The organism is Phycicoccus jejuensis, assembly GCF_044797865.1.
In the GTDB taxonomy this organism is placed as follows: Bacteria; Actinomycetota; Actinomycetes; order Actinomycetales; family Dermatophilaceae; genus Phycicoccus; species Phycicoccus jejuensis.
Genome location: NZ_CP085209.1, coordinates 2,251,928 through 2,274,710 on the forward strand (window position 1 = coordinate 2,251,928; position 22,783 = coordinate 2,274,710).

Sequence of the window (22,783 nt, forward strand, 5' to 3'; positions counted from 1 at the left end):
TCGGATCCTCCCTCGCCATCATCACCCCGCCGACCTGCTGCGACGGCCGTGAGCGACAGGGCATCTCGGGGCCGGTCCGGGCAGTTCCCCGGATGGCGAGCGGGCCGCGGCGGTGACAGAGTGTGCGGGTGACGACGGTGACCCTGGCGCCCTACCGGCGCGTCCTCTCCAGACCGTCGCTGCGGCGCACCCTGCTCCTCGGCGTCTTCTCGCGCCTGGCCCTGTTCGCGACCCCGGTCCTGCTGACCGTCCACGTCGTCACGACCCTCGGTCGCAGCTACACGCAGGCCGGGCTCGTCGGTGGTCTGGTGACCGTCGCCATCGCCCTCGGCAGCCCCTGGCGCGGGAAGCTGCTCGACCGTCGCGGTCTGCGGGCGCTCGTCGGCCCCTCGGTCCTCGTCTCCGGCGCGTGCTGGCTGGCGGCGCCCTTCGTCGGCTACTGGGTCCTGCTCGTCCTGGCGACGATCGGGGGGCTCTTCCTCGTCCCGGTCACCTCGATCATCCGGCAGGCGGTCATCGCCGTCGTGCCCGAGCAGGACCGGCGCACGGCCATCTCGCTGGACTCCGCCGCCCTCGAGCTCGTCTTCATGACCGCTCCCGCCGTCGGGGTGTGGGCGGTCACGCAGTACGGCAGCACGTGGGTGCTCTTCTGGGTCCAGGTGCTCGGCGTGCTCGCCGGGGCGGTCCTGTGGCTCGTCGACCCGCCCCTGCGCGGCGAGGCCGAGCGCGAGACCCACGACACCGGCGTGCGCCGCCGGACCTGGCTCTTCGGGCCGTTCCTGCCGGTGCTGCTCAGCGTCCTCGCGACCGCCGTCGTCCTCTCCGGCTCCGACCTCGGCTTCGTCGCCGCCGTCCGGGAGCTCGGCGAGGTCTCGGCGCTCGGGCTCGTCATCGTGCTCTGGGGCCTGGGGTCGCTCGTCGGGGGCCTCGTCTACGGGGCGCTCTCGCGCGAGGTGCCCTCGCGGTGGCTGCTGCTCACGCTCGTCGTCGTCACGGCCCCGATGGCCTTCGCGCAGACGCCGCTGCAGCTCGGCGTCCTCGCCCTCGTCGCCGGCCTGCTGTGCGCGCCGACCATCACCGCGACCGTCGACGAGGCGGTCCGGGCGGTCCCGGTGCGGGTGCGCGGCGAGGCGATGGGCTGGCACGGCTCGGCCCTCACCGGTGGCGGCGCCGTCGGCGCCCCGCTCGCCGGCTTCGCGGCGGACCACTACGGCGCCCCGAGCGCCTTCCTCGCCGTCGCGGCGGTGGGGCTGCTCGTCGTCGTGGTCGTCTCGGCCTGGCCCGCGCGCCCCTCGGGCGCCGCGCCCGTGCCCGAGCCCGCGGCGGAGCGCTCGACGCACTGAGCGCCCCTGCGGCTAGGGTGGGCGCGTGACCACCGCTCCGCAGCGATTTATCGGGCCCTCGGGCCCGGTGTCGCGCGCGTCCTGAGCGCCGCACCCCGCAGCCGGTCCCTGCGACCGGCTCCCGCGCCCGGGGGCACGACCCCGTCCAGCCACCGGCGCGCCGCTCCCTAGACTCGGTGCCGCCGACCCCGACCGACGTGGAAGCAGACAGATGTCCGGACCCAACACCAGCTACGACCCCGTCGAGGTCGCCGCCCTCGACCCCACCACGATCGACGCCGCCGTCGAGGCCGCGCTCGCCGCCGCCGCCGGCGCGACGAGCCTCGAGGAGCTCAAGGCCGTCCGCGGCGCCCACCAGGGCGACAAGAGCCCGCTCGCCCTCGCCAACCGCGAGATCGGCGCCCTGCCGCCGAGCGCCAAGGCCGAGGCCGGCAAGCGCGTCGGGCAGGCGCGCGGCCGCGTCGGGCAGGCCTTCACCGCGCGGCAGGCCGAGCTCGAGGCCGAGCGCGACGAGCGCATCCTCGTCGAGGAGGCGCTCGACGTCACCCTGCCGGGCGGCCGCCGCCCGCTGGGCCGCCGCCACCCCATCGAGCTGATGTCGCAGCGCATCGCCGACCTCTTCGTCGGCCTGGGCTGGGAGGTCGTCGAGGGCCCGGAGATCGAGGCGGAGTGGTTCAACTTCGACGCCCTCAACTTCGACGCCGACCACCCGGCCCGCCAGATGCAGGACACCTTCTACGTCGACCCCCCGCAGGACGGGCTGATCCTGCGCACGCACACCTCGCCGGTGCAGGCGCGCACCCTGCTCGAGCGCGGCGTCCCGGTCTACGTGGCGGCCATCGGCCGGGTGTTCCGCACCGACGAGCTCGACGCCACGCACATGCCGGCCTTCCACCAGGTCGAGGGCCTCGCCGTCGACGAGGGCATCACGATGGCCCACCTCAAGGGCACCCTCGACCGGCTGGCCGCCGAGCTGTTCGGCCCGGACATCACCACGCGCCTGCGCCCCTCCTTCTTCCCGTTCACCGAGCCCAGCGCCGAGATGGACCTGCGCTGCTTCGTCTGCCGCGGCGAGGACCCCGACTGCCGCACGTGCAAGGGCACCGGCTGGATCGAGTGGGGCGGCTGCGGGATGGTCAACCGCAACGTGCTGCTGGCCTGCGGGGTCGACCCGGACCGCTACACCGGGTTCGCCTTCGGGATGGGTATCGACCGCGCGCTGATGTTCCGCACCGGGGTCAGCGACATGCGCGACATGATCGAGGGTGACGTGCGCTTCGACGCGCAGTTCGGGATGGAGATCTGATGCGGGTTCCGGTCGACTGGCTGCGCGAGTACGTCGCGGTGCCGCAGGAGGCCACGGGTCTCGACATCGCGGCCTCCCTCGTCGCCGTCGGGCTCGAGGAGGAGGGGCTGCACGGTGGCGGGGTCACCGGCCCCCTCGTCGTCGGGCGGGTGCTGACGCTGGAGAAGGAGCCGCAGAAGAACGGCAAGACGATCAACTGGTGCTCGGTCGACGTCGGGTCGGCCAACGGCACCGGCGAGCCCCAGGGCATCGTCTGCGGCGCGCACAACTTCGAGGCGGGCGACCTCGTCGTCGTCATCCTCCCGGGGGGCGTGCTGCCGACCCCGCAGGGTCCGCTCGAGGTCTCGGCGCGCAAGACCTACGGCCACGTCTCGGCCGGGATGATCTGCTCCGAGCGCGAGCTCGGGCTCGGCGAGGACCACGACGGCATCATCGTCCTGACCCGTCGCTACGCCGACGACCCCGCGATGCTCGAGCGCTGCGTGCCCGGTGCGGACGCCATCGCCCTGCTCGGGCTGGACCGCGAGACCGTCGAGGTCAACGTGACGCCCGACCGCGGGTACTGCTTCTCGGTGCGCGGCGTGGCCCGCGAGTACGGCCACGCCACCGGCGCGGCGTTCTCGGACCCCGTCGCCGACCTCGCGCGGCGCGTCCCGCCGGCGAGCCCGAGCGGCTACCCCGTCGAGCTCGCCGACGACGCGCCCATCCGCGGCCGTGCGGGCTGCGACCGGTTCGGGGCGCGGGTCGTCCGCGGCCTCGACGTCGCGGCGCCGACGCCGGGGTGGATGCGCACCCGGCTCACCGAGGCCGGCATGCGCCCCATCTCGCTCGCCGTCGACGTGACGAACTACGTGATGCTCGGGCTCGGCCAGCCGCTGCACGCCTACGACCTGGCGACCCTCGGCGAGAGGATCGTCGTGCGCCGCGCCCGGCCGGGGGAGCGGCTGACGACGCTCGACGACGTCGACCGGGCCCTCGACCCGGAGGACCTGCTCATCACCGACGGCGGCGGGACGCCGATCGGGCTCGCCGGCGTCATGGGCGGTGCGAGCACCGAGGTGTCCGGCTCGACGACCGACGTCCTCCTCGAGGCGGCGCACTTCGACCCGGTGACGATCGCGCGCAGCGCCCGCCGGCACCGGCTGCCGTCGGAGGCCTCCCGCCGCTTCGAGCGCGGCGTCGACCCCGAGCTCGCGCCCGCGGCGCTCCAGCTCGCGGTCGAGCTGCTCGTCGAGTACGGCGGCGGCACGGCCGGCGACGAGGTCACCGACGCCGGGTCGGTCGAGGCGCCGGCGGCCATCCCGATGTCGGTGGGCTTCCCGTCGCGGATCGTCGGCGTGGAGTACGACGCCGCGACCGTCGTGGGCGTCCTCGAGCAGATCGGCTGCACGGTCGCGGCCGACGGCGACCTGCTCACGGTCCTCCCGCCGACGTGGCGCCCCGACCTCACGACCGCCGAGGACCTCGTCGAGGAGGTCGCCCGCATCCACGGGTACGACCGCATCCCGTCGGTTCTGCCGACGCCACCGGGTGGATCGGGGCTCACGCACGCGCAGCGGGTGCGGCGCACCGTCGCCGACCTGCTCGCCGCGCAGGGCCTCTCCGAGGTGTGGGGAGCGCCGTTCGTCGGCGAGGACCGCTGGGTCGCGCTGGGGCTCGACGTCGCCGCCGAGTCGGCGCGCACCGTGCGCATCGCCAACCCGCTCTCGGACGAGCAGCCGTGGATGCGCACCTCGCTCGTGTCGACGATGGTCGACGCGCTGCGCCGCAACGTCTCCCGGGGCGCCAAGGACGTCGCGCTCTTCGAGCTCGGGCTCGTCACGGCCCTCACCGGCCCGCGGCAGGCGGCCCCGACCGAGGACGTCGGCATCCACCCGTCCGACGCGACGCTCGCGGCCATCCGCGACGCCGTGCCCCCGCAGCCGCGCCACCTCGCGGTGCTCCTCGCGGGCGACCGCGACCGCGCCGGCTGGTGGGGCGCCGGGCGCCGGGCCGAGGTCGTCGACGTCCTCGAGCTCGTGCAGGCGCTCGCCGAGGCGCTGGCCGTCGAGGTCGTCGTGACCTCCGACGCCGTGATGCCCTGGCACCCCGGCCGGTGCGCACGGGTCTCGCTGGCCGACGGCACGGTGCTCGGCCACGTCGGCGAGCTCCACCCCAAGGTCGTCGCGGCCCTCGGGCTGCCCGCCCGCACGGTCGGCGGCGAGCTGGACCTCGACGCGCTGACCCGGGCGTCCGACCGCACGGTCAGCGCCTCGACGCTCGCGACGTACCCGATGGCGCAGAGCGACGTCGCGCTCGTCGTCGACGCGTCGGTGCCCGCCGCGCAGGTCCACGAGGCGCTCGTCGCCGGGGGCGGCGACCTCCTCGAGGAGGTGCGGCTCTTCGACGTGTACGAGGGCGACCAGGTCGGGGAGGGCCGGCGCTCGCTGGCCTACCGGCTGACCTTCCGCAGCCCCGAGCGCACGATGACGACCGACGAGGTCTCCGCCCTGCGTGACGCGGCGGTGGCCGAGGCGGCGCGCGTCCACGGGGCGGTGCAGCGGGCGTGACCGACGTCCTCGACGAGCCGGTCGACGACGACGGCGACGTGACCCCGGAGCCGGACACCGAGGAGGAGGCCGGCCGCGGCGGGCACCTCGTCGCCGTCGTCACCGGTGCCTCGCGGGGCATCGGCCGGGCCGTCGCGGACGCGCTCGAGGACGCCGGCTGGGTCGTCGAGCGCGGCTCGTCCGCCGTCGCGCCGGTCACCGACCGGGCCGCGGTGCAGGAGTGGGTCGCCGACGTCGTCGAGCGGCAGGGTCGCATCGACCTCCTCGTCAACAACGCGGGGGTCATCGACACCGAGGTCGACCTCTTCGCCTCTGACCCCGACGAGTGGTGGCGCACCGTCGAGGTCAACGTCCTCGGCGCCTACCTCGTGACGTGGGCCGTCGCCCCGCACCTGCTCGCCGCGGGCAGCGGTCGGGTCGTCAACCTCAACTCCGGGGCCGGCCGGCGGGCCGGCGCGGAGGCGAGCGCCTACAACGTGAGCAAGACGGCGCTGGCGCGCATCACGGGGTCGACGCACCTCGCGGGGTGGGATCGCGGCATCCGGGCCTTCGACCTCATGCCGGGTGTCGTCCGCACCGACATGACCGAGTCGATGGAGGCGCACGCCGGGCGCACCGAGTGGACCTCCCCCGAGGAGGTCACCGCGCTCGTGCTGGCCCTCGCCTCGGGCGAGCTCGACGCGTTCTCCGGTCGGTTCGTCCGCGCCGGCGTCGACACCCCGGCGTCGCTGCGGGCGATGGCCGAGCGCGGGCTGGAGCCGGGGGAGCGGATGCTCGACCTCGTCCTGCGTCCGGACGACCCCCTGGCCTGACCCACCGCGTCCCGGGTCCCGGGTCACGCTCCCCAGGCGCGTGCACGAACCGACGAAAGTGTCGAATCCTGCACGCCTCCCCGGCCGTAGCCGTCGACAACCCGGCACGTGCGGGCTTTCCATGGTCGGCGTGCCGATCGGACAGCGATGACCCCGCACGTGCGGGCTTTCCGTGGTCGACGTGCCGATCGGACAGTCATAACCCCGCACGTGCGGGCTTTCCGTGGTCGGGCGGGGGTGCGGACAGCGATGACCCCGCACGTGCGGGGTCGGCGCCCGGACCGCGTGTGCATGGATGTACCGACTCCTGTATGGTCATGCACATGACGCAGCGTGTCGCCGTCGCCGGAGCGAGCGGGTACGCCGGGGGAGAGGTCCTCCGGCTCCTCCTCGCGCACCCCGGGCTCGAGGTCGGGGCGGTCACCGCCGCCGGCAACGCGGGCCAGAGCCTCGGGAGCATCCACCCCCACCTCACGCCGCTGGCCGACCGGGTGCTCGAGCAGACGACGGTCGAGGTCCTCACCGGGCACGACGCGGTCGTCCTCGCCCTGCCGCACGGCCACTCCGCGGCCCTCGCCGCCGAGCTGCCGGACGACGTCGTCGTCGTCGACTGCGGCGCCGACTTCCGGCTGCGCGACGCCGCGGCCTGGACCGCCTTCTACGACACCCCGCACGCCGGCTCGTGGCCGTACGGGATGCCCGAGCTGCCGACCGCGGACGGTCCGCAGCGCGACGCCCTCACCGGCGCCACGCGGATCTCCGTCCCCGGCTGCTACCCGACCGCGGTGTCGCTGGCCCTCGCCCCCGGCCTCGTCGCCGGCGTCGTCGAGCCGGGCGACATCACCGTCGTCGCGGCCTCCGGCACCTCGGGCGCCGGCAAGGCCCTCAAGCCGCACCTGCTCGGCGCCGAGGTGATGGGCGCGATGTCGCCCTACGGCGTCGGCGGCGTGCACCGGCACACCCCGGAGATCGAGCAGAACCTCAGCGCCTGCGGCGCGGGCGAGGTGACGGTCTCGTTCACCCCCACCCTGGCCCCGATGCCGCGCGGCATCCTCGCGACCGCCACGGCCCGGGTCACGCCCGGCACGAGCGCGGCGACCGTCCGCGCGGCGTGGGAGGCCGCCTACGCCGACGAGCCCTTCGTGCACCTCCTCCCGGAGGGGCGCTGGCCCAGCACGGGGAGCGTCCTCGGCAGCAACTGCGTGCACCTCCAGGTCGTCCTCGACGAGCGGGTCGGACGGGTCGTCGTCGTCGCGGCGGTCGACAACCTCACCAAGGGCACGGCCGGCGCGGCCGTCCAGTGCCTCAACCTCGCACTCGGCCTCCCCGAGACCACCGGCCTGCCGGTTGCGGGGGTGGCCCCGTGAGCGCGATGCCCCTGCACCTCATGGAGCACCCCGAGGACGTCTCGGTGGTCCGCCTGCCCAGCGGGGAGGACCCCGCGTTCGACTGGAGCACCGGCCCCCTCGCGTCCCTGACCCGCACGGCCGACGAGACCTCCGTCGTCTGCGCCAGCGCCTCGGTGCCGGCCGGCGCGCGCACCGAGGGCCCGTTCCGCGCGGTCGAGGTCGCCGGCCCGCTCGACTTCTCCGCGGTCGGTGTCTTCGCCGACATCCTCGCCCCGCTCGTCGACGCGCAGATCAGCGTGCTCGGCATCTCGACGTTCGACACCGACTGGGTCCTCGTCCCGTCCGAGCGCACGGCCGACGCGTCGGCCGCGTGGCGCAAGGCCGGCTTCGTCGTCACGCCCAGCTCGCTCTCGGGAGGTCTGCGCTGATGTCCGTCACCACGCCGAAGGGCTTCCGCGCCAGCGGGGTCACGGCCGGGCTCAAGGCCTCCGGCCGCCCGGACCTCGCGCTCGTCGTCAACGACGGCCCCGACCACCACGTCGCCGCCGTCTTCACGAGCAACCGGGTCGAGGCAGCACCCGTCACCTGGTCGCGCGTGGTCGTCGCCGACGGCCGGGCCGACGCCGTCGTCCTCAACAGCGGCGGCGCCAACGCCTGCACGGGGGCGCCCGGCTTCCAGGACACCCACCGCACCGCCGAGCACGTCGGCGCCGCCCTCGGGGTCGCCCCCGGCGACGTCGTCGTCTGCTCGACGGGCCTCATCGGCGAGCGGCTGCCGATGGACCTCCTGCTGCCCGGCGTGGATGCCGCCGCGGCCGGCCTCGCCGACGACGGGGGAGCGGCCGCGGCCGAGGCCATCATGACCACCGACACCGTCGCGAAGACCGCCGCCGAGGTGCACGCCGACGGCTGGGCGGTCGGCGGGATGGCCAAGGGCGCGGGGATGCTCGCGCCCGCCCTCGCGACGATGCTCGTCGTCGTGACGACCGACGCCGTCGTCGACCCGGCCGCCCTCGACGGCGTGCTGCGCGCCTCCACCCGCGAGACGTTCGACCGGGTCGACTCCGACGGGTGCATGTCGACCAACGACACCGTCGTCCTCCTGGCGTCGGGGGCCTCCGGTGTCGAGGCCGAGCCCGCCGCCCTCACCGAGGCCGTCACCGCGGTGTGCGCCGACCTCGCCCGGCAGCTCGTCGCCGACGCCGAGGGCGCCCACCACGACATCGCCGTCGAGGTGCGCTCGGCCGCCACCGAGGACGACGCGCTGGAGGTCGCCCGGGCGGTGGCGCGCAACAACCTCTTCAAGTGCGCGGTCTTCGGCAACGACCCGAACTGGGGCCGGGTGCTCGCGGCCGTCGGCACGACCGCCGCCGCGTTCGACCCGGCGACGCTCGACGTCGCGATGAACGGCGTGCAGGTGTGCCGTTCCGGCGGTGTGGGAGAGGACCGTTCCCTCGTCGACCTCACGGCCCGCGAGGTGCGCGTCGTCGTCGAGCTGCACGCGGGCGACGACACGGCCACCGTCTGGACCAACGACCTCACGCACGACTACGTCCACGAGAACTCCGCCTACTCCACCTGATCGGAGCGGACCGATGACCCCACCCGAGCAGCAGTCGCTCCGCGGCGCGATCGACGCCGCGGCCCTGCGCGTCGCGCAGTCCAAGGCGACCACCCTCGTCGAGGCGCTGCCCTGGCTCGAGCGCTTCCGCGGCGCGCTCGTCGTCGTCAAGTACGGCGGCAACGCGATGACCGACGACGCGCTCAAGGCGGCGTTCGCGCAGGACATCGTGTTCCTGCGCTACGCCGGGCTGCGACCCGTCGTGGTCCACGGCGGCGGCCCCCAGATCAAGGGGATGCTCGACCGGCTGGGCCTCGAGTCCGAGTTCCGCGGCGGCCTGCGCGTCACCACCCCCGAGGTGATGGACGTCGTCCGGATGGTGCTGACCGGGCAGGTCGGGCGCGAGCTCGTCGGCCTGCTCAACCAGCACGGGCCGGTCGCGGTCGGGCTCTCCGGCGAGGACGCCGGTCTCTTCGGCGCCCGGCGTCGCGGCGTGACCATCGACGGCGAGGAGCAGGACATCGGCCTCGTCGGCGACGTCGTCGAGGTCGACCCGGGTGCGGTGCTCGACCTGCTCGACGCCGGGCGCATCCCCGTCGTCTCGACGATCGCCCCGGACCTCGAGGTCGACGGCCAGGTGCTCAACGTCAACGCCGACACCGCTGCCGCCGCCCTCGCGGTCGCGCTCGGCGCGCGCAAGCTCGTCGTCCTCACCGACGTCGAGGGCGTCTACGCCGACTGGCCGGACCGCGGCTCGCTGCTGTCGCAGCTGCGGGCGGGCGCCGCGCGCGAGCTGCTCACCCGCGTCGACGCCGGGATGATCCCGAAGCTCGAGGCGTGCATCCGCGCGGTCGAGAACGGCGTCCCGCAGGCGCACGTCGTCGACGGCCGCCAGCCGCACAGCATCCTCCTCGAGGTGTTCACCTCCGAGGGCATCGGCACGATGGTCCTGCCGGACCGGGAGGAGGGCGAGGATGCCTGAGGCACAGCCCGCCCCGCACACCGAGGAGCTCCTCGGCCGCTACGAGTCCGCCCTCGTCCAGGTCTTCGGCCGCCCCCAGCTCGTCCTCGAGCACGGTGACGGCGCGTGGGTCTGGGACGTCGACGGCCGTCGCTACCTCGACCTCGTCGGCGGCCTCGCCGTCAACGCGCTCGGGCACAACCACCCGGCGCTCGTCGCCGCCGTCTCGAAGCAGGCCGGCCAGCTGGTCCACGTCTCGAACTTCTACACCTCGGTCCCGCAGGTCGAGCTCGCCGAGCGCATCCTCCAGGTGGCAGACGCACCTGCGGGGTCGGCGGTCTTCTTCTGCAACAGCGGCACCGAGGCCATCGAGGCCGCGGTCAAGCTCGCACGGCGCACCGGGCGCACCGGCATCGTCGCCGCCGAGGGCGCCTTCCACGGCCGCACGACGGGTGCGCTGGCGCTCACCCACAAGCCCGCCTACCGCGAGCCCTTCGAGCCGCTCATCCCCGGCGTCGTCCACGTGCCGTGGGGCGACGTCGCGGCGCTCGAGGCCGCCGTCGACGAGCACACCTCCGCCGTCGTCCTCGAGCCGATCAAGGGCGAGGGCGGCGTCGTGCCGGCCTCGCCGGAGTTCCTCCGCGCGGCCCGCCGGGTCACGACCGAGGCCGGCGCGCTGCTCGTCCTCGACGAGATCCAGACCGGCGTCGGCCGCACCGGCTCCTGGTTCGCCTGGCAGCAGGCCGGGGTCGTGCCCGACGCGATGACCCTCGCCAAGGGCCTCGGCGGCGGCGTGCCGATCGGTGCGCTCGTCACCTTCGGGCCCGAGGTGTCCGGGATGCTCACCGCCGGCCAGCACGGCTCGACCTTCGGCGGCAACCCCCTGTCGTGCGCGGCCGGGCTCGCGGTCCTCGACACGATCGAGTCCGAGGGGCTCGTCGACCACGCGCGGGCGATGGGCGAGCACCTCGAGCAGCGCATCGCGGCCCTCGCCGACCCGCGGGTCACCGGCGTGCGCGGCGCGGGCCTGCTGCGCGCCGTCACGCTCGCCGGCGACTGGGCGCCGGCCGTCGCCGCGCACGCCCGCGAGGCCGGTCTCATCCTCAACCCGGTGGCGCCCGACGCCATCCGCCTCGCCCCGCCGCTGGTCGTCACCGCCGGCCAGCTCGACATGTTCGTCGACTCCCTGCCCGGGCTGCTCGACCTCGCCACGGAGGAGACCCGATGACCCTGCGCCACTTCCTGCGCGACGACGACCTCTCGCCCGCCGAGCAGGCCGCCGTGCTCGACCGCGCCCTCGCGCTCAAGGCCGAGCCGTTCTCGGACCGCCGGCTCGAGGGACCGCGCACCGTCTCGATCCTCTTCGACAAGCCGACGCTGCGCACGCAGGTGTCGTTCGTCGGCGCCGTGTCGGGCCTCGGCGGCTTCCCGATGGTCGTCGACGGGCGCCTGGCCGGTGTCGGGGTGCGCGAGTCGGTCGCCGACGTGGCCCGCATCCTCGGGCCGCAGTCCGCGGCCGTGGTGTGGCGCACCTTCGCGCAGTCCGACCTCGCCGAGATGGCGGCGTACGCCGGTGTGCCGGTGGTCAACGCGCTGACCGACGACTTCCACCCGTGCCAGGTCCTCGCCGACCTGCTGACCCTGCGCGAGGCGCTCGGCGACCTGCCGGGCCGCACCCTGGCCTACGTCGGCGACGGCGCCAACAACATGGCGCACTCCTACCTGCTGGGCGGCGTCACCGCCGGCCTGCACGTGCGCATCGGCACCCCCGCGAGCCACCCGCCGGCCGCCGACGTCGTCGAGCGCGCCCGCGAGCTGGCCGCCACCACCGGCGGCTCGGTCCACGTCACCGACGACCCGGTCGAGGCGGTCACCGGCGCCGACGCGGTGGCGACCGACACCTGGGTCTCGATGGGCCAGGAGGCCCAAGCCGACGACCGCAAGGGCGAGGGCAGCCCGTTCACGACGTACGCCGTCGACGACGCGCTGATGGCGCACGCGGCCGCAGGCGCGGTCTTCCTCCACTGCCTGCCCGCCTACCGCGGCTACGAGGTGAGCGCCGAGGTCATCGACGGGCCGCGCTCGGTCGTCTGGCAGGAGGCCGAGAACCGGCTGCACGCCCAGAAGGCGCTCCTGTCCTGGCTGGTCGAGCAGGCCGGGGCGAGCGCGTGACCGTCTCGACCTCGCGCGCCGCGCGCCAGCAGCGGATCACCGAGATCCTCCAGTCGACCCCGGTCCGCAGCCAGACCGAGCTGCTCGACCTGCTCGCGGCCGACGGCATCGAGGTGACGCAGGCGACCCTGTCGCGCGACCTCGTCGACGTCGGCGCCGAGCGCGTCCGGGTCGGCAAGTCGCTCGTCTACGCCGTGCCGGGGGAGGGCGGCGACCGGACCGTGCGCCCGGCACCGGACGAGGACGAGCGCACCACACGCCTCGCATCCCGGTGCCAGGAGCTGCTCGTGGCCGCCGAGCACTCGGCCAACCTCGTCGTCCTGCGGACCCCGCCGGGCGCTGCGAACTTCCTCGCGTCGGCCATCGACCACACCTCGGTCGAGGGGGTGCTCGGCACGATCGCCGGCGACGACACCATCATGGTCATCACGTCCGGCCCCGCCCGCAGCCGCGAGGTGGTCGACCGGCTCCTGTCGTACACCCGGAAGGACACCCCGTGACCCCGCCCGACGCCGACCCCGCCGCCTCCGTGAGCCTCTGGGGCGGACGGTTCTCCGGCGGGCCGGCCGACGCCCTCGCCGCGCTCTCGAAGTCGACGCACTTCGACTGGCGGCTCGCGCCGCACGACCTGGCCGGCTCCCGGGCGCACGCCCGCGTCCTCCACGCCGCGGGTCTGCTCGACGACGCCACGCTCGACGCGATGCTCGACGGCCTCGAGCGGCTGCGCGCCGACGTCGAGTCGGGCGCGTTCGTCCCCGCCGAGTCCGACGAGGACGTGCACACCGCCCTCGAGCGCGGGCTCCTCGAGCGCGCCGGGGCCGACGTCGGGGGCCGCATCCGGGCCGGCCGCTCGCGCAACGACCAGGTGGCCACGCTCTTCCGGATGTACCTGCGCGAACACGCCCGCGTCGTCGCCGGGCTCGTGCTCGACGTCGTCGAGGCCCTCGTCGGGCAGGCCCGCACCCACCTCGGGGTGCCGATGCCGGGGCGCACCCACCTCCAGCACGCGCAGCCCGTGCTGCTCTCGCACCACCTGCTCGCGCACGCCTGGCCGCTGCTGCGCGACGTCGACCGCCTGCGTGACTGGGACGCGCGGACCTCGCTGTCCCCGTACGGTTCCGGCGCGCTCGCCGGGTCCTCGCTCGGCCTGGACCCCGAGGCCGTCGCGAGCGACCTGGGCTTCGCCGGCGCGGTCGAGAACTCCATCGACGGCACCGCCTCGCGCGACTTCGTCGCCGAGTTCGCGTTCGTCTGCGCGATGACCGCCGTCGACGTCTCGAGGCTCGCGGAGGAGGTCATCCTCTGGGCGACCAAGGAGTTCTCCTTCGTCACGCTCGACGACGCGTACTCGACCGGGTCGAGCATCATGCCGCAGAAGAAGAACCCCGACGTCGCCGAGCTCGCCCGCGGCAAGGCCGGCCGGCTCGTCGGCGACCTCGCCGGGCTGCTGACGACCCTCAAGGCGCTCCCGCTGGCCTACAACCGCGACCTCCAGGAGGACAAGGAGCCGGTGTTCGACGCCGTCGACACCCTCGAGGTCCTCCTGCCGGCGTTCTCCGGCATGGTCGCCACCCTGACCTTCCACACGGAGCGGATGGCCTCGCTCGCGCCACAGGGCTTCTCGCTGGCCACCGACGTCGCCGAGTGGCTCGTGCGCCAGGGCGTCCCCTTCCGCGTGGCGCACGAGGTCGCGGGCGAGTCGGTGCGCGCGTGCGAGGAGCGTGGCATCGAGCTGTGGGACCTCGACGACGACGACCTCGCGGCCATCTCGCCCCACCTGACGCCCGGGGTCCGCGACGTGCTGAGCCTCGAAGGGTCGATGGCCTCGCGGTCCGCGCTGGGCGGGACCGCACCGGCCCGGGTGGCCGAGCAGCTCGAGCGTGTCGAGGCGCTGGTCGCGGCTGCCCGTGACTGGTCGCGGGACCTGCCGCGGGCCCGCTGACCCCGTGCCCGGCGTGGCCGAGGTGCTGCGGGGCGACGTCCTCGACGTCGCCCCGCGCCTCCTCGGCGCGCACCTGACCCACGCGGGGGTGACGCTGCGGATCACCGAGGTCGAGGCCTACGCCGGGTCGGTGGACCCGGGGTCGCACGCCTTCCGAGGCCGCACCCCGCGCACCGAGGTGATGTTCGGCCGGGCCGGGCTGCTCTACGTGTACTTCACCTACGGGATGCACTTCTGCGCCAACGTCGTCACCGGCCCCGAGGGCAGCGCGTCGGCGGTCCTGCTGCGGGCCGGGGAGGTCGTGGACGGCCACGCGACCGCCGCCGAGCGGCGCCCCGGCGTGCGGGCGCGCGACCTCGCCCGCGGACCCGCGCGGCTCACGCGCACGCTCGCGCTCGGACGCGAGCAGAACGGGCTCGACCTCCTCGACCCCGCCACGGACGGCCGGCTCGTGCTGGCCGACCCCCCGGACCCGGCCGTTGTCGCGACCGGGCCGCGAGTGGGCGTGAGCGGCGCCGGCGGCGACGGGGCGGCGTTCCCCTGGCGGTTCTGGCTCGCGGGCGAGCCGACGGTCAGCCCCTACCGGGCGGCCGTCGCCCGCCGCCGCCCGGCGTCAGGCCGGGGCTGACGCCGCGTAGGCGCGGATCTCGTCGCGGAGGGCCGTGCGCACGGCGTCCGGCGCGAAGGAGGCGTCGACCGCCGCCAGCGCGAGGTCGGCGACCCCGGCGGCGTCGAGATCGAGCAGCGCAGCGGCGACCTCGTACTCGCGGTTCAGGGTCGTCCCGAACATCGGCGGGTCGTCGCTGTTGACCGTCACCACGACGCCGGCCTCGACCATGGCGCGAATCGGGTGCTCCTCGAGGCGCTCCACGACCCGGGTCGCGACGTTGCTCGTGGGGCAGACCTCGAGCGGGATGCGGTGCTCGGCGAGGTGCGCGAGCAGCGCGGGGTCCTGCACGGACGACGTGCCGTGGCCGATGCGCTCGGCACCGAGCAGGAGGAGGGCGTCCCACACCGACTGCGGACCGGTCGACTCGCCCGAGTGGGGCACCGAGTGCAGGCCCGCCGCCCGCGCCGCGGCGAAGTGGGGCTCGAACTGCGGCCGGGGGACGCCGATCTCGGGCCCTCCGAGGCCGAAGCCGACGAGCGCGCCGGGACCGTGGTCGAGGGCGTGCGAGAGCGTCGCGTCGGCGGCGGGCCGCCCCGACTCGCCGGGGATGTCGTAGACCCATCGCAGGACGACGCCGAGGTCGCGCTCGGCGGCCACCCGGGCGTCCTCGATCGCGGCGGTGTAGGCCTCGATGGGGATGCCGCGCACGACCGAGGTGTACGGGGTCATCGTCAGCTCGGCGTAGCGCACGTTCTGGCCGGCCAGCTCCCGCGCGACCTCGTAGGTGAGCATCCGGACGTCGTCGTCGGTGCGGACGAGGTCGACGGTCGCGAGGTAGAGGTCGACGAAGTGCGCGAAGTCCGTGAACGTGAAGAACCGCGCCAGCTCCTCGGGATCGGTCGGGACCGGGCTGGAGGGATGGCGGGCCGCGAGCTCGGCGACGATGCGCGGCGAGGCGGAGCCGAGGTGGTGCACGTGCAGCTCGGCCTTGGGCAGGCCGGCGACGAAGTCCGTGAGGTCGGGGCGGGGCGAGGGGGCGGGGGCGGTCACGAGCCGCAAGCATGACGCACCGCCGGACCCCGGGGCGGCGTCGGCGCCCCGCGTGGCAGGCTTGGCCGGGCCGGCGCACCGCCGGCACCCGACGACCCCAGGAGCGCGCACCGTGACCGACATCCTCGACGAGCTGCAGTGGCGGGGGCTGGTGGCGCAGTCCACCGACGAGTCCGCGCTGCGCACCGCACTCGCCGACGGGCCGATCACGGCGTACTGCGGGTTCGACCCGACGGCGCCGTCGCTGCACTTCGGCAACCTCGTCCAGCTCGTGCTGCTGCGCCACCTCCAGCGGGCGGGACACCGCGTCATCTGCCTCGTGGGCGGGTCGACCGGGCTGATCGGCGACCCGCGGCCCACCGCCGAGCGGGTGCTCAAGACCAAGGAGCAGACGGCCGAGTGGGTGGCGAACATCCGCCGCCAGGTCGAGCCGTTCCTGGGGGGCGACGAGGCCAACCCGGCGGTGTTCGTCAACAACCTCGACTGGACGGCGCCGATGTCGGCGCTGGACTTCCTCCGGGACGTCGGCAAGCACTTCCGCGTCAACCAGATGGTCAAGAAGGACGCCATCGCGGCGCGCCTCAACAGCGACGAGGGCATCTCGTACACGGAGTTCAGCTACCAGCTGCTCCAGGGGCTGGACTACCTCCAGCTCTACCGCGACTTCGGCTGCACGCTGCAGACCGGCGGCAACGACCAGTGGGGCAACCTCACCGCCGGCTCCGACCTCATCCACCGCGTCGAGGGAGCCTCGGTCCACCTGCTGACGACCCCGCTGCTCACGGACTCCTCGGGCGAGAAGTTCGGCAAGAGCGCGGGCAACGCCATCTGGCTCGACCCGTCGATGACCAGCCCCTACGCCTTCTACCAGTACTGGCTCAACGTCGAGGACGCCTCGGTCGTCACCCTCCTCAAGGTCTTCACCGACCGGGGGAGCGAGGAGATCGAGGACCTCGGGCGCCAGGTGCAGGCGGAGCCGTGGAAGCGGGCGGCCCAGCGGGCGCTCGCCGAGGACGTCACCACGCTGGTTCACGGGCAGGCCGCGACCGACGCCGCGCGGGCCGCGGCCGAGGCGCTCTTCGGGAAGGGTGACCTGCGGGCGCTCGACGGCCCGACCCTGCGCGACGCCGCGGCCGAGCTGCCCTCGGGATCCGTGACCGTCGGGATGCCCCTCGTCGACGCGCTCGTCGCGGTCGGCCTCGCCGACTCCCGCAACGCCGCGCGGCGGACGCTGGGGGAGGGCGGGGCCTCGGTCAACGGGGCCAAGGTCTCCGACCCGGACGCCGTGCTGGGCGCCGACGACGTGCTCGCGGGCGGCGTCGTCGTGCTGCGGCGAGGGCGCAAGAACCTCGCGGCGGGGCTCGTCGAGGCGTCGCCGAGCGCCTGAGCTGACGATCTGACGACGAACCCCGCTGTGCTGCAGCGGGGTTCGTCGCGTTCTGGGCGAAGGCGTCGTGCGGCGGGGCAGCGGATTTGTGTTCTGCGCGAGGAGTCATCTACTGTTCTCGACGTCAGCCCGAGAGGGCGAACCGGACACCAAGCGGCAGGGCCGTCCAGCCCCGCACCAAGTAGGCCGGACCACCGAGCTGACACCCCCCACGCAGGACCCGAGCACCACGGTGCACGGAGAGCGCGTGGCCGGCCCCACCGGACAGCGCGCCCCGCACGGAGCGAGTTTGACCGGGACGGAACGGAGAGGGTAACTTGGAGTGGTTGCCGCGGAGCGAGAGCGCCGCAGACAGCAACTCCCACGGAACAGCCCCGGCGATCGCCTCGATGAGGTGCTCGTGGGTGCGCGTCCGGACCTTGAGAACTCAACAGCGTGTCAAGAATCGATGCCAATTTTTACCTCGTCGCATCGCTTCGTTCCTTGCCCGTTCGGGTGGGGGTGGGAGTGGTGCCGAGTTTTTCCTTTGGTTGATGACGAACAAACAGCTTTTGCTGGTTGTTCGTGCTCAGCCGGGTTTCACACGATCTCGTGTGTATGAGTTGTCCACTGGGTGCCCTTGCGGGGCTTGGTGGATGTGTATTCATCAACGGAGAGTTTGATCCTGGCTCAGGACGAACGCTGGCGGCGTGCTTAACACATGCAAGTCGAACGGTGACCTCGAGAGCTTGCTCTTGGGTGATCAGTGGCGAACGGGTGAGTAACACGTGAGTAACCTGCCCCAGACTCTGGAATAACCCCGGGAAACCGGAGCTAATACCGGATACGACATCAGGCCGCATGGTCATGGTGTGGAAAGTTTTTCGGTCTGGGATGGGCTCGCGGCCTATCAGCTTGTTGGTGAGGTAGTGGCTCACCAAGGCGACGACGGGTAGCCGGCCTGAGAGGGCGACCGGCCACACTGGGACTGAGACACGGCCCAGACTCCTACGGGAGGCAGCAGTGGGGAATATTGCACAATGGGCGAAAGCCTGATGCAGCGACGCCGCGTGAGGGATGACGGCCTTCGGGTTGTAAACCTCTTTCAGCAGGGAAGAAGCGCAAGTGACGGTACCTGCAGAAGAAGCACCGGCTAACTACGTGCCAGCAGCCGCGGTAATACGTAGGGTGCGAGCGTTGTCCGGAATTATTGGGCGTAAAGAGCTTGTAGGCGGTTTGTCGCGTCTGCCGTGAAAATCCGGGGCTCAACCCCGGACTTGCGGTGGGTACGGGCAGACTAGAGTGTGGTAGGGGAGACTGGAATTCCTGGTGTAGCGGTGAAATGCGCAGATATCAGGAGGAACACCGATGGCGAAGGCAGGTCTCTGGGCCATAACTGACGCTGAGAAGCGAAAGCGTGGGGAGCGAACAGGATTAGATACCCTGGTAGTCCACGCCGTAAACGTTGGGAACTAGGTGTGGGTCTCATTCCACGAGATCCGTGCCGCAGCTAACGCATTAAGTTCCCCGCCTGGGGAGTACGGCCGCAAGGCTAAAACTCAAAGGAATTGACGGGGGCCCGCACAAGCGGCGGAGCATGTGGATTAATTCGATGCAACGCGAAGAACCTTACCAAGGCTTGACATATGCGAGAACGCGGCAGAGATGTCGTTCTCTTTGGACACTCGTATACAGGTGGTGCATGGTTGTCGTCAGCTCGTGTCGTGAGATGTTGGGTTAAGTCCCGCAACGAGCGCAACCCTCGTTCCATGTTGCCAGCGCGTAGTGGCGGGGACTCATGGGAGACTGCCGGGGTCAACTCGGAGGAAGGTGGGGACGACGTCAAATCATCATGCCCCTTATGTCTTGGGCTTCACACATGCTACAATGGCCGGTACAAAGGGCTGCGAAACCGCGAGGTGGAGCGAATCCCAAAAAACCGGTCTCAGTTCGGATTGGGGTCTGCAACTCGACCCCATGAAGTCGGAGTCGCTAGTAATCGCAGATCAGCAACGCTGCGGTGAATACGTTCCCGGGCCTTGTACACACCGCCCGTCAAGTCACGAAAGTCGGTAACACCCGAAGCCGGTGGCCCAACCCTTGTGGAGGGAGCTGTCGAAGGTGGGACTGGCGATTGGGACTAAGTCGTAACAAGGTAGCCGTACCGGAAGGTGCGGCTGGATCACCTCCTTTCTAAGGAGCACTGGCCGGATGCCTCTTGAGGTGTCTGGTCCATGTAACGCCCGGTCTGTCCCCGAGTGTGGGGCAGCGGGTGCTCTGGGTGGAACATCGATTCTGGCATCGTGGACCTGGTGGTCCTCGCTAGTACGGCTCGCTCTTCGGGGTGGGTGTGGAACGTGGGGGCATCATGGGGCGCGGTGCCTGACACGTTGTTGGGTCCTGAGGGTTCGGGCCCGCCGGCTTGATGCTGGTGGTGTTCCCCCCTCGGGCCTTCACTCCTGCCGTTGCGGTGGGGTGGGGCTGTCGGACCTTCGTCGCGGTCGAACCGCCGAGCAGCTGCTTGGTAGGCGCCGGGTACGGCGAGGGCCCGCCCGTATGTTGAGAACTACACAGTGGACGCGAGCATCTTAAAATCTTTGTGCATCAAGTTTTTAAGGGCACACGGTGGATGCCTTGGCACCAGGAACCGAAGAAGGACGTAGGAATCTGCGATAAGCCTCGGGGAGTCGATAACCAGACTGTGATCCGAGGATTTCCGAATGGGGAAACCCGGCTGGAGGCAAGTCCAGTCACTCCCGCCTGAATATATAGGGCGGGTAGAGGGAACGTGGGGAAGTGAAACATCTCAGTACCCACAGGAAGAGAAAGCAACCGCGATTCCGTGAGTAGTGGCGAGCGAAAGCGGAAGAGGCTAAACCGTATCTGTGTGAGAGCTGTCAGGCGTTGCAGGTACGGGGTCGTGGGACTTCTCGGACGAGGCTGACACCTTGTCATGGAGTCAGAAAATCGTGTCATAGTCGAAGGACATTGAAAGGTCCGGCACAGAGGGTGCGACCCCCGTAGACGAAATGTCATGATCTCCAGAGAAGTATCCCAAGTAGCACGGGGCCCGAGAAATCCCGTGTGAATCTGGCGGGACCACCCGCTAAGCCTAAATATTCCCTGGTGACCGATAGCGGACAAGTACCGTGAGGGAAAGGTGAAAAGTACCCCGGGAGGGGAGTGAAATAGATCCTGAAACCGTGTGCCTACAATCCGTCGGAGCCCTCTTTGTGGGGTGACGGCGTGCCTTTTGAAGAATGAGCCTGCGAGTTAGTGCTCAGTGGCGAGGTTAACCCGTGTGGGGAAGCCGTAGCGAAAGCGAGTCCGAACAGGGCGATTGAGTCGCTGGGTCTAGACCCGAAGCGGAGTGATCTACCCATGGCCAGGTTGAAGCGACGGTAAGACGTCGTGGAGGACCGAACCCACTTAGGTTGAAAACTGAGGGGATGAGCTGTGGGTAGGGGTGAAAGGCCAATCAAACTCCGTGATAGCTGGTTCTCCCCGAAATGCATTTAGGTGCAGCGTCACGTGTTTCTTACCGGAGGTAGAGCTACTGGATAGCCGATGGGCCTCACCAGGTTACTGACGTTAGCCAAACTCCGAATGCCGGTAAGTGAGAGCGTGGCAGTGAGACTGCGGGGGATAAGCTCCGTAGTCGAGAGGGAAACAGCCCAGATCACCAGCTAAGGTCCCTAAGCGTGTGCTAAGTGGGAAAGGATGTGGAGTTGCATTGACAACCAGGAGGTTGGCTTAGAAGCAGCCACCCTTTAAAGAGTGCGTAATAGCTCACTGGTCAAGTGATTCCGCGCCGACAATGTAGCGGGGCTCAAGCACACCACCGAAGCTGTGGCATTGACACTTTGCCCGGCCACCACGCCTGCGGGTTGGTGGTCCAAGCGTGTCGATGGGTAGGGGAGCGTCGTGTGGCCAGGGAAGCGGCGGAGTGATCCAGCCGTGGAGGCCACACGAGTGAGAATGCAGGCATGAGTAGCGAATGACGGGTGAGAAACCCGTCCGCCGAATAACCAAGGGTTCCAGGGTCAAGCTAATCTGCCCTGGGTAAGTCGGGACCTAAGGCGAGGCCGACAGGCGTAGTCGATGGACATCCGGTTGATATTCCGGAACCGGCGAAGAACCGCCCATGACGAACCTTCTGATGCTAAACGCCTGAAACCGGCCATTGCCGCCCGTCTTCGGATGGGTGGTCGGCCGGCGGAACGCGTGACCCGAGGTTGTAGTAGTCAAGCGATGGAGAGACGCAGGAAGGTAGCCTCCGCGTGGCGATGGTAGTCCACGTCCAAGGGTGTAGGGAGTGACATAGGCAAATCCGTGTCACACATGTCCTGAGACCTGATAGTGACCGCGAATGCGGGAAGCAGGGTGATCCTATGCTGCCAAGAAAATCTTCTAGCGAGGTTCGAGCCGCCCGTACCCCAAACCGACTCAGGTGGTTAGGTAGAGAATACCAAGGCGATCGAGTGAATCGTGGTTAAGGAATTCGGCAAAATGCCCCCGTAACTTCGGGAGAAGGGGGGCCCGGACCCTGAAGGAGCTTGCCTCCTAGGGTGAAGGGCCGCAGAGACCAGGGAGAAGCGACTGTTTACTAAAAACACAGGTCCGTGCGAAGTCGCAAGACGATGTATACGGACTGACGCCTGCCCGGTGCTGGAAGGTTAAGAGGACGGGTTAGATCCTTTGAGGGTCGAAGCTCAGAATTTAAGCCCCAGTAAACGGCGGTGGTAACTATAACCATCCTAAGGTAGCGAAATTCCTTGTCGGGTAAGTTCCGACCTGCACGAATGGCGTAACGACTTCTCCACTGTCTCAACCGCGAACTCGGCGAAATTGCACTACGAGTAAAGATGCTCGTTACGCGCAGAAGGACGGAAAGACCCCGGGACCTTTACTATAGCTTGGTATTGGTGTTCGGTACGGCTTGTGTAGGATAGGTGGGAGACTGTGAAGCATGCACGCCAGTGTGTGTGGAGTCAACGTTGAAATACCACTCTGGTCGTTCTGGATATCTAACCTCGGTCCGTGATCCGGATCAGGGACAGTGCCTGGTGGGTAGTTTAACTGGGGCGGTTGCCTCCTAAAATGTAACGGAGGCGCTCAAAGGTTCCCTCAGCCTGGTTGGCAATCAGGTGTCGAGTGTAAGTACACAAGGGAGCTTGACTGCGAGACTGACAGGTCGAGCAGGGACGAAAGTCGGAACTAGTGACCCGGCGGTGGCTTGTGGAAGCGCCGTCGCTCAACGGATAAAAGGTACCCCGGGGATAACAGGCTGATCTTGCCCAAGAGTCCATATCGACGGCATGGTTTGGCACCTCGATGTCGGCTCGTCGCATCCTGGGGGTGGAGTTGCTCCCAAGGGTTGGGCTGTTCGCCCATTAAAGCGGTACGCGAGCTGGGTTTAGAACGTCGTGAGACAGTTCGGTCCCTATCCTCTGTGCGCGTAGGAAACTTGAGAAGGGCTGTCCCTAGTACGAGAGGACCGGGATGGACGAACCTCTGGTGTGTCAGTTGTCCTGCCAAGGGCACCGCTGATTAGCTACGTTCGGAAGTGATAACCGCTGAAAGCATCTAAGCGGGAAGCACGCTTCAAGATGAGGTTTCCATGGGACTCGTTCCCGAGAGGCTCCCGGCTAGACGACCGGGTTGATAGGCCAGATGTGGAAGTGCAGCAATGCATGCAGCTGACTGGTACTAATAAGCCGACAACTTGATACACACCCAAAGATTCTTTGCGTGCTCGCGTC

The 22,783-nt window shown here is 70.6% G+C and carries 15 protein-coding genes and 2 rRNA genes; 16 read left to right on the forward strand and 1 reads right to left on the reverse strand.

The annotated features are described in order from the left end of the window. Nucleotides 1-128 precede the first annotated feature (128 nt). From LG324_RS10685 to LG324_RS10745, 13 genes are all read left to right on the forward strand, one after another. Entirely contained in the window at nt 129-1,343 is a 1,215-nt protein-coding gene (locus tag LG324_RS10685) for an MFS transporter (protein ID WP_404347732.1), read from the forward strand. A 211-nt stretch (nt 1,344-1,554) separates the two neighbouring features. Further along, a complete protein-coding gene (pheS, locus tag LG324_RS10690) occupies nt 1,555-2,649 on the forward strand; it encodes a phenylalanine--tRNA ligase subunit alpha (protein WP_404347734.1) in 1,095 nt (364 codons plus the stop codon). Further along, complete coding sequence (gene pheT / locus LG324_RS10695; protein ID WP_404347736.1) at nt 2,649-5,198, forward strand: phenylalanine--tRNA ligase subunit beta; 2,550 nt, start codon at nt 2,649-2,651, stop codon at nt 5,196-5,198. The genes pheS and pheT overlap by 1 nt, the downstream gene beginning before the upstream one ends. Further along, nucleotides 5,195-6,010, forward strand: a complete 816-nt coding sequence (locus LG324_RS10700; protein ID WP_404347738.1) for an SDR family oxidoreductase — start codon at nt 5,195-5,197, stop codon at nt 6,008-6,010. The genes pheT and LG324_RS10700 overlap by 4 nt, the downstream gene beginning before the upstream one ends. A gap of 323 nt (nt 6,011-6,333) precedes the next feature. Then, on the forward strand, nt 6,334-7,377 hold the full coding sequence (gene argC / locus LG324_RS10705; protein ID WP_404347741.1) for an N-acetyl-gamma-glutamyl-phosphate reductase: 1,044 nt from the start codon (nt 6,334-6,336) through the stop codon (nt 7,375-7,377). A 5-nt stretch (nt 7,378-7,382) separates the two neighbouring features. Continuing rightward, entirely contained in the window at nt 7,383-7,787 is a 405-nt protein-coding gene (locus LG324_RS10710; protein WP_215514050.1) for an ACT domain-containing protein, read from the forward strand. Continuing rightward, on the forward strand, nt 7,787-8,941 hold the full coding sequence (argJ, locus tag LG324_RS10715) for a bifunctional glutamate N-acetyltransferase/amino-acid acetyltransferase ArgJ (RefSeq protein WP_404347743.1): 1,155 nt from the start codon (nt 7,787-7,789) through the stop codon (nt 8,939-8,941). The genes LG324_RS10710 and argJ overlap by 1 nt, the downstream gene beginning before the upstream one ends. Before the next feature lie 13 nt (nt 8,942-8,954). Beyond that, the gene (argB, locus tag LG324_RS10720; RefSeq protein WP_030529371.1) at nt 8,955-9,902 is read left to right on the forward strand and encodes an acetylglutamate kinase; all 948 of its coding nucleotides are present in this window, start codon (nt 8,955-8,957) and stop codon (nt 9,900-9,902) included. After that, entirely contained in the window at nt 9,895-11,109 is a 1,215-nt protein-coding gene (locus LG324_RS10725; RefSeq protein WP_404347745.1) for an acetylornithine transaminase, read from the forward strand. The genes argB and LG324_RS10725 overlap by 8 nt, the downstream gene beginning before the upstream one ends. Then, on the forward strand, nt 11,106-12,053 hold the full coding sequence (gene argF / locus LG324_RS10730; protein ID WP_404347747.1) for an ornithine carbamoyltransferase: 948 nt from the start codon (nt 11,106-11,108) through the stop codon (nt 12,051-12,053). Before LG324_RS10725 ends, argF begins: the two co-directional genes overlap by 4 nt. Then, entirely contained in the window at nt 12,050-12,553 is a 504-nt protein-coding gene (locus tag LG324_RS10735) for an arginine repressor (RefSeq protein ID WP_207024900.1), read from the forward strand. The genes argF and LG324_RS10735 overlap by 4 nt, the downstream gene beginning before the upstream one ends. Then, a complete protein-coding gene (gene argH / locus LG324_RS10740) occupies nt 12,550-13,995 on the forward strand; it encodes an argininosuccinate lyase (protein WP_404347749.1) in 1,446 nt (481 codons plus the stop codon). Before LG324_RS10735 ends, argH begins: the two co-directional genes overlap by 4 nt. Nucleotides 13,996-13,999: 4 nt before the next feature. Next, on the forward strand, nt 14,000-14,623 hold the full coding sequence (locus LG324_RS10745; RefSeq protein ID WP_036830556.1) for a DNA-3-methyladenine glycosylase: 624 nt from the start codon (nt 14,000-14,002) through the stop codon (nt 14,621-14,623). Here LG324_RS10745 and LG324_RS10750 read toward each other — a convergent pair. Continuing rightward, nucleotides 14,609-15,655 carry an adenosine deaminase gene (locus LG324_RS10750; RefSeq protein WP_404347751.1) on the reverse strand — a complete coding sequence of 349 codons (1,047 nt, stop codon included), beginning with the start codon at nt 15,653-15,655 and terminating at the stop codon, nt 14,609-14,611. The two genes, LG324_RS10745 and LG324_RS10750, sit on opposite strands and share 15 nt — an antisense overlap. A gap of 112 nt (nt 15,656-15,767) precedes the next feature. Here LG324_RS10750 and tyrS point away from each other — a divergent pair, with 112 nt between their 5' ends. The 3 genes from tyrS (at nt 15,768) to LG324_RS10765 (ending at nt 22,754) form a co-directional block, all read left to right on the forward strand. Next, nucleotides 15,768-17,042, forward strand: coding sequence for a tyrosine--tRNA ligase (gene tyrS / locus LG324_RS10755; protein ID WP_404347753.1), 1,275 nt, complete (start codon nt 15,768-15,770; stop codon nt 17,040-17,042). Between the two features lie 646 nt (nt 17,043-17,688). Further along, nucleotides 17,689-19,214: ribosomal RNA gene (locus LG324_RS10760) — 16S ribosomal RNA — on the forward strand. 409 nt (nt 19,215-19,623) lie between these two features. Continuing rightward, a 23S ribosomal RNA gene (locus LG324_RS10765) occupies nt 19,624-22,754 on the forward strand. The 16S and 23S rRNA genes sit together here, the layout of an rRNA operon. Nucleotides 22,755-22,783: the final 29 nt, after the last annotated feature.

Bases quoted from the DNA above. Each gene is read 5' to 3' on its own strand.
- argJ (WP_404347743.1), top strand. From the start codon at position 7,787: ATGTCCGTCACCACGCCGAAGGGCTTCCGCGCCAGCGGGGTCACGGCC.
- LG324_RS10710 (WP_215514050.1), top strand. From the start codon at position 7,383: ATGCCCCTGCACCTCATGGAGCACCCCGAGGACGTCTCGGTGGTCCGC.
- argC (WP_404347741.1), top strand. From the start codon at position 6,334: ATGACGCAGCGTGTCGCCGTCGCCGGAGCGAGCGGGTACGCCGGGGGA.
- argB (WP_030529371.1), top strand. From the start codon at position 8,955: ATGACCCCACCCGAGCAGCAGTCGCTCCGCGGCGCGATCGACGCCGCG.
- pheT (WP_404347736.1), top strand. From the start codon at position 2,649: ATGCGGGTTCCGGTCGACTGGCTGCGCGAGTACGTCGCGGTGCCGCAG.
- pheS (WP_404347734.1), top strand. From the start codon at position 1,555: ATGTCCGGACCCAACACCAGCTACGACCCCGTCGAGGTCGCCGCCCTC.
- LG324_RS10725 (WP_404347745.1), top strand. From the start codon at position 9,895: ATGCCTGAGGCACAGCCCGCCCCGCACACCGAGGAGCTCCTCGGCCGC.
- argF (WP_404347747.1), top strand. From the start codon at position 11,106: ATGACCCTGCGCCACTTCCTGCGCGACGACGACCTCTCGCCCGCCGAG.